18 protein-coding genes are annotated in these 17361 nt (G+C 64.2%); 12 read left to right on the top strand and 6 right to left on the bottom strand.

What is annotated here, in order from left to right:
* Positions 1-48: 48 nt before the first annotated feature.
* A complete protein-coding gene (locus tag AC0YKC_RS09010; RefSeq protein WP_488510843.1) occupies positions 49-432 on the bottom strand; it encodes a fimbrial protein in 384 nt (127 codons plus the stop codon).
* Positions 433-458: 26 nt separating this feature from the next.
* On the opposite strand from AC0YKC_RS09010, the gene AC0YKC_RS09005 reads away from it, so the two are divergent.
* Together AC0YKC_RS09005 and rpoH are read left to right on the top strand one after the other, a co-directional pair.
* Entirely contained in the window at positions 459-1523 is a 1065-nt protein-coding gene (locus tag AC0YKC_RS09005; RefSeq protein ID WP_488510842.1) for an RluA family pseudouridine synthase, read from the top strand.
* Between the two features lie 216 nt (positions 1524-1739).
* Entirely contained in the window at positions 1740-2651 is a 912-nt protein-coding gene (gene rpoH, locus AC0YKC_RS09000; RefSeq protein WP_112100827.1) for an RNA polymerase sigma factor RpoH, read from the top strand.
* Between the two features lie 304 nt (positions 2652-2955).
* Here the strand turns inward: rpoH and AC0YKC_RS08995 are convergent, their stop codons facing one another.
* The 3 genes from AC0YKC_RS08995 to AC0YKC_RS08985 all read right to left on the bottom strand — a co-directional run bounded on the left by AC0YKC_RS08995 (position 2956) and on the right by AC0YKC_RS08985 (position 4450).
* The gene (locus tag AC0YKC_RS08995) at positions 2956-3615 is read right to left on the bottom strand and encodes a peroxiredoxin (protein WP_488510841.1); all 660 of its coding nucleotides are present in this window, start codon (positions 3613-3615) and stop codon (positions 2956-2958) included.
* 191 nt (positions 3616-3806) lie between these two features.
* Complete coding sequence (locus AC0YKC_RS08990) at positions 3807-4172, bottom strand: cell division protein ZapA (protein ID WP_140647887.1); 366 nt, start codon at positions 4170-4172, stop codon at positions 3807-3809.
* A gap of 5 nt (positions 4173-4177) precedes the next feature.
* Positions 4178-4450: a DUF4164 domain-containing protein gene (locus AC0YKC_RS08985; protein WP_023763725.1), complete on the bottom strand. Its 273-nt coding sequence runs from the start codon at positions 4448-4450 to the stop codon at positions 4178-4180.
* Positions 4451-4710: 260 nt separating this feature from the next.
* Between AC0YKC_RS08985 and tkt the strand changes: the two genes are divergently transcribed.
* The 7 genes from tkt to AC0YKC_RS08950 all read left to right on the top strand — a co-directional run bounded on the left by tkt (position 4711) and on the right by AC0YKC_RS08950 (position 14246).
* Complete coding sequence (gene tkt / locus AC0YKC_RS08980; RefSeq protein ID WP_488510840.1) at positions 4711-6702, top strand: transketolase; 1992 nt, start codon at positions 4711-4713, stop codon at positions 6700-6702.
* A gap of 154 nt (positions 6703-6856) precedes the next feature.
* On the top strand, positions 6857-7867 hold the full coding sequence (gene gap / locus AC0YKC_RS08975; RefSeq protein ID WP_320296540.1) for a type I glyceraldehyde-3-phosphate dehydrogenase: 1011 nt from the start codon (positions 6857-6859) through the stop codon (positions 7865-7867).
* A 194-nt stretch (positions 7868-8061) separates the two neighbouring features.
* Positions 8062-9951 (top strand): potassium/proton antiporter, encoded by a 1890-nt coding sequence (locus AC0YKC_RS08970; RefSeq protein WP_488510839.1) that lies wholly within the window; start codon positions 8062-8064, stop codon positions 9949-9951.
* Between the two features lie 162 nt (positions 9952-10113).
* Positions 10114-11310 carry a phosphoglycerate kinase gene (locus AC0YKC_RS08965; protein ID WP_488510838.1) on the top strand — a complete coding sequence of 399 codons (1197 nt, stop codon included), beginning with the start codon at positions 10114-10116 and terminating at the stop codon, positions 11308-11310.
* Between the two features lie 125 nt (positions 11311-11435).
* On the top strand, positions 11436-12461 hold the full coding sequence (locus AC0YKC_RS08960; protein ID WP_320296537.1) for a class I fructose-bisphosphate aldolase: 1026 nt from the start codon (positions 11436-11438) through the stop codon (positions 12459-12461).
* A 155-nt stretch (positions 12462-12616) separates the two neighbouring features.
* Positions 12617-13357 carry a DUF899 domain-containing protein gene (locus AC0YKC_RS08955; protein WP_488510837.1) on the top strand — a complete coding sequence of 247 codons (741 nt, stop codon included), beginning with the start codon at positions 12617-12619 and terminating at the stop codon, positions 13355-13357.
* A 166-nt stretch (positions 13358-13523) separates the two neighbouring features.
* Positions 13524-14246, top strand: coding sequence for an SGNH/GDSL hydrolase family protein (locus tag AC0YKC_RS08950; protein ID WP_488510836.1), 723 nt, complete (start codon positions 13524-13526; stop codon positions 14244-14246).
* A gap of 403 nt (positions 14247-14649) precedes the next feature.
* Here AC0YKC_RS08950 and AC0YKC_RS08945 read toward each other — a convergent pair whose 3' ends face one another.
* Positions 14650-14829 carry a hypothetical protein gene (locus AC0YKC_RS08945; protein ID WP_042641561.1) on the bottom strand — a complete coding sequence of 60 codons (180 nt, stop codon included), beginning with the start codon at positions 14827-14829 and terminating at the stop codon, positions 14650-14652.
* A gap of 187 nt (positions 14830-15016) precedes the next feature.
* Here AC0YKC_RS08945 and AC0YKC_RS08940 point away from each other — a divergent pair, with 187 nt between their 5' ends.
* From AC0YKC_RS08940 to AC0YKC_RS08930, 3 genes are all read left to right on the top strand, one after another.
* A complete protein-coding gene (locus AC0YKC_RS08940; protein WP_116397974.1) occupies positions 15017-15181 on the top strand; it encodes a hypothetical protein in 165 nt (54 codons plus the stop codon).
* A 207-nt stretch (positions 15182-15388) separates the two neighbouring features.
* Positions 15389-15799, top strand: a complete 411-nt coding sequence (locus AC0YKC_RS08935) for a hypothetical protein (protein WP_488510835.1) — start codon at positions 15389-15391, stop codon at positions 15797-15799.
* A gap of 18 nt (positions 15800-15817) precedes the next feature.
* Positions 15818-16537 (top strand): helix-turn-helix transcriptional regulator, encoded by a 720-nt coding sequence (locus AC0YKC_RS08930; protein WP_224668401.1) that lies wholly within the window; start codon positions 15818-15820, stop codon positions 16535-16537.
* 71 nt (positions 16538-16608) lie between these two features.
* Here the strand turns inward: AC0YKC_RS08930 and AC0YKC_RS08925 are convergent, their stop codons facing one another.
* Complete coding sequence (locus tag AC0YKC_RS08925) at positions 16609-17304, bottom strand: DUF1013 domain-containing protein (protein WP_320296533.1); 696 nt, start codon at positions 17302-17304, stop codon at positions 16609-16611.
* Between the last annotated feature and the right edge of the window lie 57 nt (positions 17305-17361).

Genomic DNA, 17361 nt, shown 5'->3' with positions numbered 1-17361 from the left:
TCCGCGGCAAACTCGTTTGTCCGCATTGCGGGCTCATTTGTTGCGGGCTCATTTGTTTCGGATTGGGAACTGGCCGATGATGCGGCGCTCTGCGATGTCGTAGACGAAGATCGAACGACTGCCGTCGGCAAGCTCGGCGTCGATCGACAGGCGGTTGCCGGAGAGCGACTGGCTGACCACCTTGGCGCCGACCGGCAGCACGATGTCGCCGGAGAGCGGCGCTCCAGCGGGCGCCTGGACCTCGCCGGCCGGCGCCGGGCCGGCGACAGGGGCGTTGCGGGCTTTGTAGACAAGCGCCCCGATCACCACCATAAGGGCGAGGAACAGAAGGCCGAGATTGACGATCATGAAGCGGACGAGCTTGCGGCGCACGTTCTCGGCCGCGGGGTCGAGCGGCTTTTCCTCATCTTCATCGGCGATCGGCCGGGCCATGGCTAAACAATCCGCAACGGGTTTCGATGAGCGCTCATAACGAAGAGACCCCGATATTGATAGAGGACGAATTGGCGGACGAGGAATCCGGCGAAGCCGTCGTGCTCGAAGCCGGCACGGACGCCGCCGGCCAGCGGCTCGACCAGTGGCTTGCCGGCCGGCTCGGACCGGAGCTCTCGCGCAGCCGCGTGCAGGCGCTGATCAAGCAAGGCGCGGTCTCCATCGCCGGCAAGCCGGTGCTGGAAGCCAAGCGCAAGCTGATCGCCGGTGAGCGGATTGAGATCCTGGTGCCCGCGCCGGAGCCGGCCGAGCCGCAAGGCGAGGACATTCCCCTCGACATCCTCTACGAGGACGACGAGCTCATCGTGATCGACAAGCCCGCGGGGCTGGTCGTCCATCCCGGCGCCGGCAACTGGACCGGCACGCTGGTCAACGCGCTGATCCATCACTGCGGCGACAGCCTGTCCGGCATAGGCGGCGTCAGGCGGCCGGGCATCGTCCACCGGCTGGATAAAGAGACCAGCGGCGTCATGGTCGTGGCCAAGACCGACCGGGCGCACAAGGCCTTGTCGGAGGCATTTGCCGACCACGGCCGCACCGGCGATCTCGAACGCGCCTATCTGGCGCTGGTCTGGGGCATCCCGCAACGGCCGGCCGGCACCATCGACGCCGCGCTCGGCCGCGCCGCCGACCGCGTGCGACGCGCCGTCGTTCCCGAAACCCGCGACGATGCCCGCCATGCCGTCACCCATTTCAGCGTCGTCGAACGCTTCGGCGAGGACCAGCAGGCTTTCGCCAGCGCAAGCCTGGTCGAATGCCGGCTGGAGACCGGCCGTACCCACCAGATCCGCGTCCACATGGCCCATATCGGCCACCCCGTGATCGGCGACCCGGATTACGGGCAGGCCTTCCGCACCAAGGCCAACCGTCTGCCCGAACCCTTGAAAACCAAGGTCACCGCCTTTCCGCGGCAGGCCTTGCATGCCTGGCTCCTTGAATTCCGGCATCCGACCACCCATCTGACGATGAGGTTCGAAGCGCCGATGCCGGGAGACATGGAGGAACTCGTCGGCGACTTCCGAAAAATTTGAACCGACCCGCCACCAACAAGCTGCAAACCAGCCATCAAAAAACCTGACCGGCGTTGTTCACTTCAGCGTGACAGACTGTTTAGCGTTGAACAAATGCCTGTCTTTTCTGGTTTTGTTCCTATATATAGAGGTTGTCATGGATGAGCCTTTGGCATCCGTGACGAATGCCCGCCGCGTTTCGGGGGCATCCACTCCAAAGAGAGAGGGGGCGCTATCATGGCCCAATCATTACCCAGTATCGTTTCCGGTGAAGGCGGTCTCGCCCGCTACCTGGAAGAAATCCGCCGCTTTCCCATGCTTCAGCCGCAGGAAGAGTACATGCTCGCCAAGCGTTATGCCGAGCATCAGGACACTACGGCTGCCCACAAGCTCGTCACCAGCCATTTGCGGCTCGTCGCCAAGATCGCCATGGGCTATCGCGGCTACGGCCTGCCGATCGGCGAGGTGATCTCGGAAGGCAATGTCGGCCTCATGCAGGCCGTTAAGAAATTCGAACCGGAGCGTGGTTTCCGGCTCGCCACCTATGCCATGTGGTGGATCAAGGCCTCGATCCAGGAATACATCCTACGCTCGTGGAGCCTGGTCAAGATGGGCACGACCGCCAATCAGAAGCGCCTGTTCTTCAACCTGCGCAAGGTGAAGGGCAAGATCCAGGCGCTCGACGATGGCGACTTGAAGCCCGACCAGATCGCCGAGATCGCCACCCGCCTCAATGTTTCCGAGGCGGAAGTGGTGTCGATGAACCGCCGCCTGTCGGGCGACGCTTCGCTCAACGCCCCGATCCGGGCGAGCGAGGGCGAGTCCGGCGAATGGCAGGACTGGCTGGTCGACGACCACGAAAGCCAGGAAGAGATGCTGATCGAGCAGGACGAGCTGGAAAACCGGCGCTCCATGCTGTCGGGCGCTCTGTCGGTGCTCAACGAGCGCGAGCGGCGCATCTTCGAGGCACGTCGCCTCGCCGAGGAGCCGCTGACCCTCGAAGAGCTGTCGGCCGAGTTCGATATCAGCCGCGAGCGCGTGCGCCAGATCGAGGTGCGCGCTTTCGAGAAGGTGCAGGACGCGGTCAAGGCCGCCGCCAAGCGCCAGACCCAGGCGCTGCGCACCATCGAAGCGCAGCCGGCGGCGTAATCAGCTCAAGGTATCAATGGAAAAAGGCGGCGCTTCGGCGCCGCCTTTTTTGTTTTTGGCGAAGGCGGCGAATTAGCCCTTTCTCCCCGTCACTATACGGGGAGAAATGCCCGGTTCATCCTCCGTAGCTGCAGCGCAGCTGCTGCGAAGGAGGGCAGGGCAATAGGGGCAGCGCCGAGGCTGCGAGGTTGTCTTTTCTAGTAATTGCCTTCGCGAGGCAGGCGCGCTCCATCCTCGACCGCCGCGCCGCCCCTCATCCGCCCTTCGGGCACCTTCTCCCCGTGGAACGGGGAGAAGGAAAGGCTCACGCCGCCGGCTGCTTGGTCTTCCTCAGATAAGGCAGCACCGTCTCGTACGCCCCAAAACGCTTGATCGCGTCCTCGTTGGAGACGGCGGCGGTGATGATGACGTCGTCGCCCTGCTTCCAGTTGGCCGGCGTCGCCACCTGGTGCTTGGCCGTCAGCTGGATGGAATCGATGACGCGCAGGATCTCGTCGAAGTTGCGGCCCGTGGTCATCGGGTAGGTCAGCACCAGCTTGATCTTCTTGTCCGGGCCGATGACGTAGACCGAGCGCACGGTGGCGTTGTCGGCCGGCGTGCGGCCCTCCGAGCTCTCGCCGGCACCGGCCGGCAGCATTTCATAGAGCTTGGCGACATGGAGGTCTTTGTCGCCGATCAGCGGATAGTTCACCGTATGGCCGGTGGCGGTCTTGATGTCGGCCTGCCACTTGTCGTGGCTGGACACCGGATCGACCGAGATGCCGATGATCTTGACGTTGCGCTTTTTGAAGTCGCTTTCGAGACCGGCCATGGTGCCGAGCTCGGTGGTGCAGACCGGCGTGAAATTCTTTGGGTGGCTGAACAGCACCGCCCAGCCGTCGCCGATCCAGTCGTGGAACTTGATGGTGCCCTGCGTGGTCTCGGCCGTGAAATCCGGCGCGATATCGTTGATACGAAGACTCATGGCCTATCCCTACCCTATTTTGAAAAATTGTAGCCGGCTTGCGGCTGGCCGTTGCCGGCTCCGAAGCCTAGCACCATCACGGCACCGGTAAAACGCCGCACACGATGGCGGCGGCCCTCACGGAACAAAAATTTTCGCTGCCATCGGTGAGCCGCGGCAGGATTTTCTACTTCCGATAGAGGAGAAGCCGCTCAGGCCTTCTTTAACGCCAGCGTCGCCGCGAGATCTTCCATGCGCTGCGCCAGCGCGCCGAGTGCCGTGGTCAGCACGCTGTCGCTTTTGTCGGCCTTGGTCAGCGCCTCGTCGCGGGTCTTGCGCAAGGTCAGCACTTCGCTCTCCATGCCCTTGACGCGCTTGGTGAGCTCCGAGAGCTCGTCCATCACCATGATGCCGGCCATGACGGTGAGCCGCTGGTCGCCGATCTCGCCAAAGGAATCCTTCAGATGCGAGACATAGCGGTCGAAGCGCTCGGCAAGGTCGATCAGATGCTCTTCCTGGCCCTCGTCGCAGGCCATCCGGTACTGCTTGCCGTCGATGGAAACGGTGACCTGTGCCATTGACCCTACCTGTCCAGAACCGCCCGGATGGTTTCCATGGCGGTCACCAGCCGGCGCGACACTTCCTTGTTGGCATCTTCCAGCCGCTCGGCGCGCGCTTCGGAATTGTCGAGCTCCTGTGCCAGGCGCGAACGGTCGGCGTTCATGCGCTGCACCTCGGCCTCGGCTTCCGAATAATCGCGCTCATGCTCGAGCTTCGCCGCCACGGCGTTTTCCAGCCCTTCCATGGCTTTGCCCAGCCTGGCGATGACTTCCTTGAGGGTCGTTTCCCCGGTCATGGCCTCGTCCTATGCCCTGCCCATCACCGAATCGCTCGCGTTCAGAACGCGTTACCTCGGAAAGATTAGGCACCGGGTGAAGGGCGCGTCAACAAAGCTCTCGCGACTGTCCCCCGCTATCGCTAATGTAAGGCGCTCGATGCCATCACAAGCCCGGCAAAATCCACCCCGATTTGTTGACTAAAAGGCCGTGCCTGCTATGTGTCGCGGCATCTTTTCCAAGGGCTCTCCCCAGGCTCCAACCCACTTCCGGAGGAAGCATGACGTCGCGTGAACAACATGATCGGATGGCCAACGCGATCCGTTTCCTTTCCATGGATGCCGTCGAGAAGGCGAACTCCGGTCACCCCGGCCTGCCGATGGGCTGCGCCGACATCGCCACGGTGCTGTTCAGCCGTTTCCTGAAATTCGACGCCAAGGCGCCGCACTGGGCCGACCGCGACCGCTTCATCCTCTCCGCCGGCCACGGCTCGATGCTGCTCTATTCGCTCCTCTACCTCACCGGCTATGAGGATATGACGATCGACCAGATCAAGCATTTCCGCCAGCTCGGCTCCAAGACCGCCGGCCATCCCGAATACGGCCATGCCGCCGGTATCGAGACCACCACCGGTCCGCTCGGTCAGGGCCTTGCCAATTCGGTCGGCTTCGCGCTCGGCGAGCGCATCATGAACGCCGCCTTCGGCAACGACCTTGTCAACCACTACACCTATGTGCTGGCCGGCGACGGTTGCCTGATGGAAGGCGTCTCCCAGGAAGCCATCGCGCTGGCCGGGCATCTGAAGCTGAACAAGCTGATCGTCTTCTGGGACAACAACAACATCTCGATCGACGGCCCGGTCTCGCTGGCCGACAACACCGACCAGGTCGCCCGCTTCCAGGCTTCCGGCTGGAACGCCAGCCACATCGACGGTACCGATCCGGAAGCGATCGCCTACGCCATCGAGGCGGCGCGCCATTCCGACAAGCCGACGATGATCGCCTGCAAGACCACCATCGGCTTCGGCGCTCCGACCAAGGCCGGCACCAACAAGGCGCATGGCTCGCCGCTGGGTGCCGAGGAAATCGCCGGCGCGCGCAAATTCTTCAACTGGGAATCACCGCCCTTCGAAATTCCCGCCGACATCCTCGACGCCTGGCGCGCCGTGGGCAAAAACAGCACCAAGGCGCGCGCCGACTGGGAAGGCCGCCTGGCCAAGGCCGAGCCGACGCTGAAGGCTGAGTTCGAACGTCGCCTCGCCGGCAAGCTGCCGTCGAATTTCGACGCCGTCATCGCCGACTACAAGAAGAAGCTCTCGGCCGACAAGCCCAAGGTCGCCACCCGCAAATCGTCGGAAATGGCGCTGGAAGTCATCAACGGCGCGGTGCCGGAAACCATCGGCGGCTCGGCCGACTTGACCGGCTCCAACAACACCAAGACCAGCCAGACCAAGAACATCACGCCCGACGATTACGGCCAGCGCTATGTCCATTACGGCATCCGCGAGCATGGCATGGCGGCGGCGATCAACGGCCTGACGCTGCATGGCGGCCTGATCGCCTATGGCGGCACCTTCCTATGCTTCTCCGACTATGCCCGCCCCTCGATGCGACTGGCCTCGCTGATGGGCATCCGCTCGATCTTCGTCATGACGCATGACTCGATCGGCCTCGGCGAGGACGGCCCGACCCACCAGCCGGTCGAGCATCTGGCGGCGCTGCGCGCCATCCCGAACCACAATGTCTTCCGTCCGGCCGACGCGGTCGAGACGGCCGAATGCTGGCAGATCGCGCTCGAATCCGAAAAGACGCCGTCGACGCTGGCGCTGACCCGCCAGAACCTGCCGACGGTGCGCACCGAGCATTCGGCGAAAAACCTCTCCAACCAGGGCGCCTACGAGCTGGCCGCCGCCAGCGGCGAGGCCGTGGTGACGATCTTCGCCACCGGCTCCGAGGTCGAGATCGCCCTCGGCGCGCGCGACCTGCTCGAAAAGCACGGCCATCCGACCCGCGTCGTCTCGGTGCCCTGCTTCGAGCTGTTCGACCAGCAGAGCGAGGATTATCGCAAGAAGACGATCGGCAACGCCAAGGTGAAGGTCGCGATCGAAGCCGGCATCCGCCAGGGCTGGGACCACCTGATCGGCACCGACGGCATCTTCGTCGGCATGCACGGCTTCGGCGCCTCGGGCACGATCGAACAGCTCTATCCGCATTTCGGCATCACCGCCGATGCCGCGGCCAAGGCGGTCGAAGCCCGGCTGCACGGCGAGTAGGAATTGCCTCGGGCCCGGCAGCGCCGATAGACGGTTTTGCCGGGCTGGACCAACCTAATCGATTTAAATGCGACGTTCTGCGGCTGGATTCTTGGGCCTTCCGCCGTTATGAAGCTGCGGACCCATCCGCTTTCCAGCCCCAAGGGAGAGAACAATGACCGTCAGAGTTGCCATCAACGGATTTGGCCGCATCGGCCGCAACATCCTGCGCGCCATCCATGAATCCGGCCGCAAGGATATAGACGTGGTCGCCGTCAACGACCTCGGCCCGGTCGAGACCAACGCGCACCTGTTGCGCTACGACAGCGTGCATGGCCGCTTCCCGCATGAGGTGAGTGTCGATGGCGACCAGATCTCGGTCGGCAAGGAGAAGTTCAAGGTCACCGCGATCAAGGATCCGACCCAGCTGCCGTGGAAGGAGCTCGGCGTCGACATCGCGCTCGAATGCACGGGCATCTTCACCGCCCGCGACAAGGCCGCCGCGCATCTGACCGCCGGCGCCAAGCGCGTCCTCGTTTCGGCTCCGGCCGAAGGCGCCGACCTCACCGTCGTCTACGGCATCAACCACGACAAGCTGACCAAGGACCACATCGTCATCTCGAACGCGTCCTGCACCACCAACTGCCTGGCGCCGCTGGCGGCGGTGCTGCACGAGACCGTCGGCATCGAGAAGGGCATGATGACGACGATCCACTCCTATACCGGCGACCAGCCGACGCTGGACACCATGCACAAGGACCTCTACCGCGCCCGCGCCGCTGCGCTCTCGCAGATCCCGACCTCGACCGGTGCTGCCAAGGCGATCGGCCTCGTGCTGCCCGAGCTCAAGGGCAAGCTCGACGGCATTTCGATCCGCGTGCCGACCCCGAACGTCTCGGTCGTCGACTTCAAGTTCATCGCCAAGCGCTCGACCACCGCGCAGGAAATCAACGAGGCGGTCATCGCCGCCTCCAAGGGCAAGCTGAAGGGTGTTCTGTCCGTCACCCATCACCCGAACGTGTCGATCGACTTCAACCACGATCCGCATTCCTCGATCGTCGCGCTCGACCAGACCAAGGTGATGGACGGAAACTTCGTTTCGGTGCTGTCCTGGTACGACAACGAATGGGGCTTCTCGAACCGCATGGGCGACACCGCCGTCGCCTTCGGCAAGACCATCGCCTGATCGCTGCCGTCAATTTACAGTTCAAAGCGCCCGGCTTCGGCCGGGCGTTTTCGTTTGTACGGCCCCGACCGCTAAACTTACCGAAAATCAGCGGCATAAGGCGAAAAACCACGCTGTTGCCTTGCACTGGTCACGTCTTCGCCCCACTCTCCCGCAAAGCCACGGATAGAGGGATTCTGGAGGGGCAATAGCGGATGGAGCATGCGATCTATCTCGTGACGCTGGTCGGTACGGCGCTCATTGTCGCCGCCGCGTTTTCGAGCCTGATCGCCTTCCGCTTCGGCGCTCCCCTGCTGCTGCTCTTCCTCTGCATCGGGCTTGCCACCGGCGTCGACGGCCTCGGTATCGAATTTGACAATGCCCGGCTGGCTTATTTTGCCGGCTCACTGGCCTTGGCCGTCATCCTGTTCGATTCCGGTTTCGGCACGCCGCTCAACGCGCTCAGGCAAGCGGCCGGGCCGGCGCTGTCGCTGGCGACGATCGGCGTTATCCTGACCACAGCCATCTTCAGCACCGCCGCCTCCTATGTTTTCAAGCTCAGCTGGCTGGAATCCTCCCTGCTCGGCGCCGCGGTCGCCTCCACCGACGCGGCCGCCGTGTTCTTCCTGCTGCGCGCCGGCGAAATCCATCTGCGCGAGCGCGTGCGTGCGACGCTCGAAGTGGAATCCGGCACCAACGACCCGATCGCCATCTTCCTCACCATCACCCTGGTCGAGATCATCGCCGCGCATGCCAACCCCGAAGCCAATGTGCTGGCCACCAACCTTTTGCTCGGCTTCCTCGCCAATATGGGGCTCGGCGCCGTCATCGGCGTCCTCGGCGGCTTCGGCATCGTGCGGCTTGTCGAGCGGCTCAATCTCGACCACGGCCTGCTGCCGATCTTCGTGCTGACGCTGTCGCTGATGGTGTTCGCGGCAGCCGGCGCCATCGGCGGCTCGGGCTTCCTTGCCGTCTACCTTGCCGGGCTGATCGCCGGCAATTCCGACATCCGCGCCGTCACCATCCTGAAGCGTTTCCAGGACGGCATGTCGTGGCTGGCGCAGATCATCATGTTCCTGATCCTCGGCCTGTTCGCCACGCCCTCGCAATTCCCGGCAATCCTGGTGCCCGCGGTACTGCTCGGCCTGTTCCTGATCTTCGTGGCGCGCCCGGTGGCGGTGTGGCTCTGCCTGGTCCCGTTTCGCCTGCCGCGGCCGGAGGTCGCCTTCGTCTCCTGGGTCGGCCTGCGCGGCGCGGTCTCGATCCTGCTTGCCATCACGCCCTTGCTTGGCGGCCTCGAACATGGCCGCCTGATCTTCAACGCCGCCTTCATCATCGTGCTCGTGTCGCTGGTGGTGCAGGGCTGGACGGTCGGTCCGCTGGCGCGCCGCCTTGGCCTGATCGTGCCGGCGCGTCTCGGGCCGCTGGACAAGGTGGAGCTCGAATTGCCGGGCTCGGCGCATCATGAGCTGCTCGCCTATCGCGTCGCGCCCGGCAGCCCGGTGGCGCGCGGCGAGCGCATCCCGCGCTGGGCCAGGCCCTCCCTGGTGCTACGCGACGGCCGCTCGATGCGCTTCCAGGACATGGGCCGGCTGGCGGCCGGCGATCAGGTCTACATCTTCGTGCCGGATCGCTATCCGCGTCTGCTCGACAAGCTTTTCGCCAGCCGCGCCGTGGTCGACCCCGAGGATGCCGATTTCTTCGGCGCCTTCGCCCTCGATCCGGCCCGCTCGGCAGCCGAACTGGAAGCAGCCTATGGGCCAGGCCTGACCGAAGCCGAGCAGAAGCTCACCGTCGCCGCGCTGGTTTCGGACCGGCTCGGCGGCCATCCCGAATATGCCGACCGCGTGGTGATCGGCCCGATCGAGCTGATCGTGCGCGATGTCGATGAAAAAGGCAGGATCACCGGGCTTGGCCTATCCTTCGAGCCGACCGCGCCGGTGGCGCGCGTGCCGGTTTTCATGAGCGCCGGCGAGATCGGCGACCGCATCGCGGCCATCATCCGCAACTGGCGCAGGCCGGCGGAAGAACAGGCGGTCGAGGACCTGCCAATCGAGACCGTGGCGTCCGGGCCGGACGGGCGGAAGGCAACCGGCGAAGGCTGATGTCTCACGGCGACATCATTTTTGCGCGTGCGCCGTCAACGCGACCCTTGCATCGTCCTTCGCGCCGGGTATGGTCGCCGCGTTTTCGCTAGAGCAATTCCAGGAAAAGTGTAGGCGATTTTCCGTCTGGAATTGCGTCAAACGCACTAAGAAGGAACGACCATGGCCGGCTTCAAGACACTCGACGATATCGGCGCCGTCAGCGGCAAGCGCGTCCTGGTGCGCGTCGACCTCAACGTTCCCGTCGCCGACGGCAAGGTGACCGACGCCACCCGCATCGAGCGCATCGCGCCAACCATCGCCGAGCTCTCGAAAAAGGGCGCCAAGGTGATCCTGCTTGCCCATTTCGGCCGCCCCAAGGACGGCCCCTCTGCCGAGTTCTCGCTCGAGCCGATCGCCAGGGCCGCGGCTGACGTTCTCGGCCGCCCGGTCGGCTTCGCCGCCGACTGCGTCGGCGACAAGGCTGCGGATGCCGTCGCCGCCATGAAGGACGGCGACGTGCTGCTGCTCGAAAACACCCGCTTCTACAAGGCCGAGGAGAAGAACGAGCCGGGCTTCACCGAAAAGCTCGCCGCCAATGGCGACATCTATGTCAACGACGCCTTTTCCGCCGCGCACCGCGCGCATGCCTCGACCGAAGGCCTGGCGCGTCATTTGCCGGCCTATGCCGGCCGCACCATGCAGGCCGAGCTCGACGCGCTGGAAAAAGGTCTCGGCAATCCGGTCCGCCCGGTGGTGGCCATCGTCGGCGGCGCCAAGGTCTCGAGCAAGATCGACCTTTTGATGAACCTCGTGAAGAAGGTCGACGCGCTGGTGATCGGCGGCGGCATGGCCAACACCTTCCTGGCAGCGCGCGGCACCGATGTAGGCAAGTCGCTCTGCGAGCATGACCTCGCCGGCACCGCCAAGCAGATCATGATCGAGGCGGCCGAAGCCGGCTGCGCCATCATCCTGCCCGCCGACGGCGTGGTGGCCAAGGAATTCAAGGCGGGTGCCGCCAGCGAGACCGTCGCCATCTCGGACGTGCCCGCCGACAGCATGATCCTCGATGTCGGCGCAAAGACCGTGCAGAGCGTCAACGACTGGATCGACCGCGCCGCGACGCTGGTCTGGAACGGGCCGCTCGGCGCCTTCGAGATCGAGCCCTTCGACCGCGCCACGGTGGCGGCGGCAAAACATGCGGCGGCCCGCACCAAGGCGGGCAAGCTTGTGTCGGTCGCCGGCGGCGGCGACACGGTGGCCGCGCTCAACCATGCCGGCGTCGCCGACGACTTCACCTATGTCTCGACCGCCGGCGGCGCTTTCCTCGAATGGATGGAAGGCAAGCCGCTGCCCGGCGTCGAGGTGCTGAAGCGCTGAGCCGTCAAGACTTGGCGAGCGGGCACAGCGATCGAGGACTTTCAATCGATTCGAGCTTTTCGGGATCATTCCTTTGGCAGTAGTGTTCTGCTAGCGCGGAACAAACGCACCGTAGGAGAAGCCCCATGAGCGAACGTCTCGAAGATATCGCCGCCGCGATCGTGGCCGATGGCAAAGGCCTTTTGGCCGCCGATGAAAGCTCCGGCACCATCAAGAAGCGCTTCGACGTCATCGGCGTCGAGTCGACCGCCGACAATCGGCGCGACTACCGCGAGATGATGTTCCGCGCCTCCGACGCGATGACGAAGTACATTTCCGGCGTCATTCTCTATGACGAGACCATCCGCCAGAAGGCCGCCGACGGCACGCCGCTGGTCGATATCATCAAGGCCGCCGGCTCGATCCCGGGCATCAAGGTCGACGCCGGCGCCAAGCCGCTGGCCGGTTTCCCGGGCGACACCATCACCGAGGGCCTGGACGGGCTGCGCGAGCGGCTTGCCGACTATTACAAGCTCGGCGCCCGCTTCGCCAAATGGCGCGCGGTGATCGATATCGACACCGGCAAGGGCGTGCCTTCGGCCAATTCGATCGCCTCGAACACCCACGCGCTGGCCCGCTACGCCGCGCTTTGCCAGGAGGCCGGCATCGTGCCGATCGTCGAGCCGGAGGTGCTGATGGACGGCGCCCATTCGATCGACACCTGCTACGACGTCTCGAAGGCGACACTGGTCAAGCTCTACGACGAGCTTTACGCGGCGCGCGTCGTCCTGGAAGGCTCGATCCTGAAGCCCAACATGGTCATCTCCGGCAAGAAGTCGGGCAGGACCGACAGCCCCGAGGAAATCGCCGAGAAGACGATAAAACTGTTCCGCGAAGTGGTGCCGGCCGCCGTGCCGGGAATCGCCTTCCTCTCCGGCGGGCAGGAGGACGAGGAGGCGACCGCCAACCTCAACGCCATCAACGCCATCGGGCCGCATCCGTGGAAACTGACCTTCTCCTATGGCCGCGCGCTGCAGGCCGCGCCGCAGAAGGCATGGAGCGGCAAGGCCTCGAACGTCGCCGCCGGCCAGGCCGCCTTCACCCACCGCGCCCACATGAACCATCTGGCGGCACTCGGGAAATGGAAGCCGGCGCTGGAGAAAGCCGCCTGACGCTATCCCTTCGCAGCGCTTAAGAAACCCGGGCCGATGGCCCGGGTTTTGCTTTTTGCGAGCCGCGTTCCCACTTGTGGGGCTGCGACCGCTATCGACCATGTCGGATCGCGCCGATGTCGAACGTCCTTGGCAGGAGAGGACAGGAGATGGTCATGCATCGCAATGCCGTGGTTTCGCGGGAGGACTGGTTTGAGGCGCATCGCAAGCACCTCGAGCGCGAGAAGGAACTGACACGGTTCCGAGACCTTATCGCCGCCGAACGGCGGCAGTTGCCCTGGTTCAAGCTGCGCAAGGACTACGTCTTCGAAACCGAAGCAGGGCCGAGGCGCTTTGGCGACCTGTTCGCCGGCAAGAGCCAGCTCATCGTCTACCATTTCATGATGGCGCCGGGCTGCGATCACCGCTGCCAGGGCTGTTCGTTCCTCGCCGACCATATCGACGGCGCCGACCAGCATCTGAAGCATTATGACGTATCGCTGGTCGTTGTCTCGCGCGCGCCGCTGGCCGAGATCCTGCCTTACAGGCAGCGCATGGGCTGGAAGTTCGACTGGGTGTCGTCCTACGCGTCCGACTTCAACTTCGACCTGCAGGTCTCCTTCACCGACAAGCAGATCGCTAGCGGCGAAACCACCTACAACTTCGAGAAGCGACCGCTGCGCTCGAAAGACCTGCCCGGCACCAGCATCTTCTATCGCAGCGAGTGCGGCGACATCTTCCTCACCTTCCTGTCGCGCGCTCGCGGCGGCGACGCGCTGATCGGCGCCTATCATTATCTCGACATGACGCCGAAGGGCCGCAACGAGACCGGCCCGTATCACAACCTGATGGACTGGGTGCATCTCCACGACGAATACCTGGACAAGAGTGGAGAGCGACCAGACTGCTGCGGGTAATCGGCCTCGTTCACCTCAGCCGAAACATGCGCTAGAGCATGATCCCGAAAAGTGGGAACCGGTTTTCGGAGAAGATCATGCTCCAACAAAGAGTTAGATCGTGATGGCGATTCAACGAAACGCCATCACGATCTAATGGCTTTGTCTTTACGGTAACGGAACCGCCATGCAGCGTCTGCTTGCCCTTCTCACCTGGCTCGCTTTCCCGGTCTATGTCTGGCAGGGCCTCGGCGTGCGCCGGCGCACCAGCCGCATGCTGCCGGCGCGAGGCCCGGTCCTGCACGAAATACCGGGCGAGGCGCCACCGGTCGCGTTGCTGGTCCTGGGCGACTCCTCGGCGGCGTCGGTCGGCATCGAGCAATCCGAATACGGGCTTGCCGCGCAGCTTGCCGGCCTGATCGCTGAACGCACCGGCAGCGCCGTGCGCTGGCGCGCCGCCGGCTTCAATTCGGCGACCTCCGGCCAGATCCGCGACCATGTCCTGCCCAACCTTTCGGCCGATCCCTGGACGCATATCGTGCTTGCCATCGGCACCAACGACACCAAGAATTTTCACTCCGTGCCGCGCTTCAAGAAGGAGTTCGGCGGCCTGCTCTACGCGCTGCGCGCCAAATGGCCGGAAGCGCGTGTCGTGTGGTCGCCGGTGCTGGAGTTCACCCGCGCGCCGGCAATGCCGCCATTGCTCGGCAGGATCCTCGATATACGCGCCACGGAAATGAACCGCATGGGCGTGCGGCTCTGCAACGAGCGCGGCGCCATTGCCGCCGCGCGCCTGCCGATCACCAATCCCGAGGCCGGTTTCGCCTCCGACGGCTTCCACGCCTCCGAAGCAGGCTATCGCGCCTGGGCGGAGCATCTGCTGGATTTCGTGCTGGGCCAACTGCGCTGAGGTACGTTGAGATTCAGGTCAGGGCGAGCCGAGAATTGCGGCTTCCGAGATTGTCGGTTTGTCGGGCAAGGCTATCAACGTCCGTTTGGGATAGTCAGCGCAAACGCTGGTGACGAGCTGAAGGCTCCTGAACCTCGTCATTCTAGGGCGGAGCAAGGAGCGTAGCGACGCGCGCAGACCCTGGAATCCATTCCGTTACCGAGACCGAAGCGTGCAACGGTGCAGAATTCTGGACCGCCGCGGCGCTTCCAAGTCGCGGCATGGATCCTCGGGTCTGCGCGCGTCGCTACGCTCCTTGCTCCGCCCGTGGATGACGACCGCGATAGGCGTCTCGGCCAATCGCCAAGGCCTGGGATCTGCCAAGGCACACTACCCAACCGGTCAAAACTTCTGCGTTAAGGGACTAAGCCCAGTGCCCAAGCACCGCCGCCAGTGAGATCGCGGCCATCGCAAGCAGCGCCAGCTTCCAGAAATCGCCGCGCCGCTTCAGTCCCGGCCATCCCAGCGGCTTGATGACCTGGATCAGCATGATGCCGCAGATGACTAGGGCGAGCAGTTTCGTCATGCCGCCTTTGACCAGCATCGATGGCGGCTGTCAAAGCCGTTCTTAAGGCGCCTTTCGGGCGGAACACTCCTGACAGGAATCGGGCTCGCTCGAACCCCCGAAGCGGCACCGCATCGCCTTCTTCGGCACCCTGCCAACCTCCTGACAGACTGCTGTCAGGAGGGGTGTGAGATACTCTCCTCATCAAACAGAGAGGAGTCAGGTCATGAACGGTTTTACCATTCTGCGTAGCGTGCAGCATTATGTCGGCAGGATTCGCACCGTGCGCAACGAGATCCGCACCCAGCGTTTCCTGAACACCTTGCCGGCGGACATCCGCAAGGACATCGGCTGGCCGGACCTTTACACCGGCCGCGTCCGCGAAAACTGAAATTTTGCCGCCCGCGACTTGGATTGTGGCGGCACCGCGCCCAGATGTAATGGCGGCCAGTGATGTTGAGTTCAGGAAGAAGCCTTTGTCTGCCGGTAGTTTCGCCGCAGCCTCCTGACAGTATGTTGTCAGGAGGAATGCGGTAATTGGAACAGCTTCGATCCTGACAGCAACGAACATGATCCGACGATCCGGAGTAATCCGCGCATGGTGAAAAGCTGGAACGACAAGCTGAACACAGCGGGCATCAACGGCATCAAGCCGTCGCCGCGCACGGTCGGCGATGTCGTCGAAGGCCAGCCGATGCTGGTGCCGACCGCGCGCCAGGTCGACGACTTCATCCGCTCGATCCCAGAAGGGGTCGAGATGGATGTGCGCGCGCTGCGTACCGCTTTGGCCATCGAGCACGGCGCCGAAGTGACATGCCCGGTGACGATCGGCTATCATCTGCGCACGGTTGCCGAGGCTGCTCACGAGGATCTAGAGCACGGCATGGCGCTGAGCGACATCGCGCCGTTCTGGCGTGTACTGGATGCCGAGACGCCAACCACGGGCAGATTGTCCTTCGGCGCGAAATTCGTTGCCGCGCAGCGCAAGCGCGAAGGGCTGAAGCCATAAACCCCGGGGGATCTATCGATGCGTCGTGCCGACAGGCTTTTTCAGATCGTGCAGCATTTGCGGGGCGGCCGGCTGGTCACCGCGCAGAAGCTCGGCGCGTGGCTCGAGGTTTCCGAACGTACCATTTACCGCGACATAGCCGACCTGCAGTCGACCGGCGTGCCGATCGACGGCGAAGCGGGCGTCGGCTACATGATGAGGGAGGGTTTCGACCTTCCGCCCCTGATGTTCACACGTGACGAGATCGTGGCGCTGGTTGCCGGCGCCCGCATGGTGCGCGCCTTCGGCGGCGCCGCAATGGCAAGGGCCGCTGACGAGGCGCTGGTCAAGATCGGCGCCGTGCTGCCCGACACCGAGAAGGACCGCATCGCCCGCACCGAGATCCACACGCCGATGTGGGTGGTGAGCGACGCCGCGCGCGAGGCCATCGACCTCATCGAGCGCGCCGTCGAGAAACGCCAGGTGCTGACCATCGACTATTCCGACGAGGCCGGCCGCGGCACCGCTCGCGACATCAGGCCTTTGGGCCTGTGGTTCTGGGGCAAGGTCTGGACCCTGGTCGCCTGGTGCGAGATGCGCGACGACTTCCGCGCCTTCCGCATCGACCGCATCGCCTCGGTCGTCATTGCCGGCCGCATCTTCAAGCCGGAGCGCGGCAAGCAGCTCGCCGATTTCTATCGCGCAGTCGAGCGCAGCGAGGATTACGGCATGGCGCCCGACCGCGCCGCGCGGACGTGACTTCCTCCCAAGCCATTGTCCAACAGAAAAGCCCGCTCGAAGCGGGCTTTTTTGTTGAGCGCCGGGAAGGCTTACTCCTGGTCGTCTTCGTCCTTGTCCTTCGACTTGAGTGCCGAAAGCTTGGCAAAGACGGCATTGGCGTCGAGCTCCTGATCCTCGTCCTTCGGCTTCTCCGGCGCCGGCACCAGCCGTTCGGTGAGCGCGGCGGGCAGCAGCGTATCGCCGACGGGCTGCGCCGGCTCGCGGCCACGCGAGGCGCGGTTGACTTCGAGGTCGAGGTCGATCTGCGAGGTGAGGCCGAGCGTCACCGGATCCATCGGCTGCAGATTGGCCGAGTTCCAGTGCTTGCGCTCGCGGATCTGCTCGATCGTCGACTTGGTGGTGCCGACAAGACGCGAGATCTGCGCGTCCTTGAGCTCGGGATGGTTGCGCACTAGCCACAGGATGGCGTTCGGCCGGTCCTGGCGCTTCGACAGCGGCGTGTAGCGCGGGCCCTTGCGCTTCGATTCCGGCACCCGCACCTTCGGGTCCGACAGCTTCAGCCGATGGTTGATGTCCTTCTCGCCGCGCGCGATCTCGTCGCGCGTCAGCTGGCCGGTGATGATCGGGTCCATGCCCTTGATGCCCTGCGCCGACTCGCCGTCGGCGATCGCCTTGACCTCAAGCGGATGCAGCCCGCAGAACTGCGCGATCTGCTCGAAGGAGAGCGCGGTGTTGTCGACCAGCCAGACGGCGGTCGCCTTGGGCATCAGCAGCGAATTGGCCATATCAAAAATCCTTCTCGTTCGCCCGCGTTCCCGCGCGGGCGGTGGTTTTAGAGCCAC

It is taken from the genome of Mesorhizobium sp. CNPSo 4661 (genome assembly GCF_057784215.1).
This window is presented reverse-complemented; position numbering and strand designations above follow the sequence as displayed.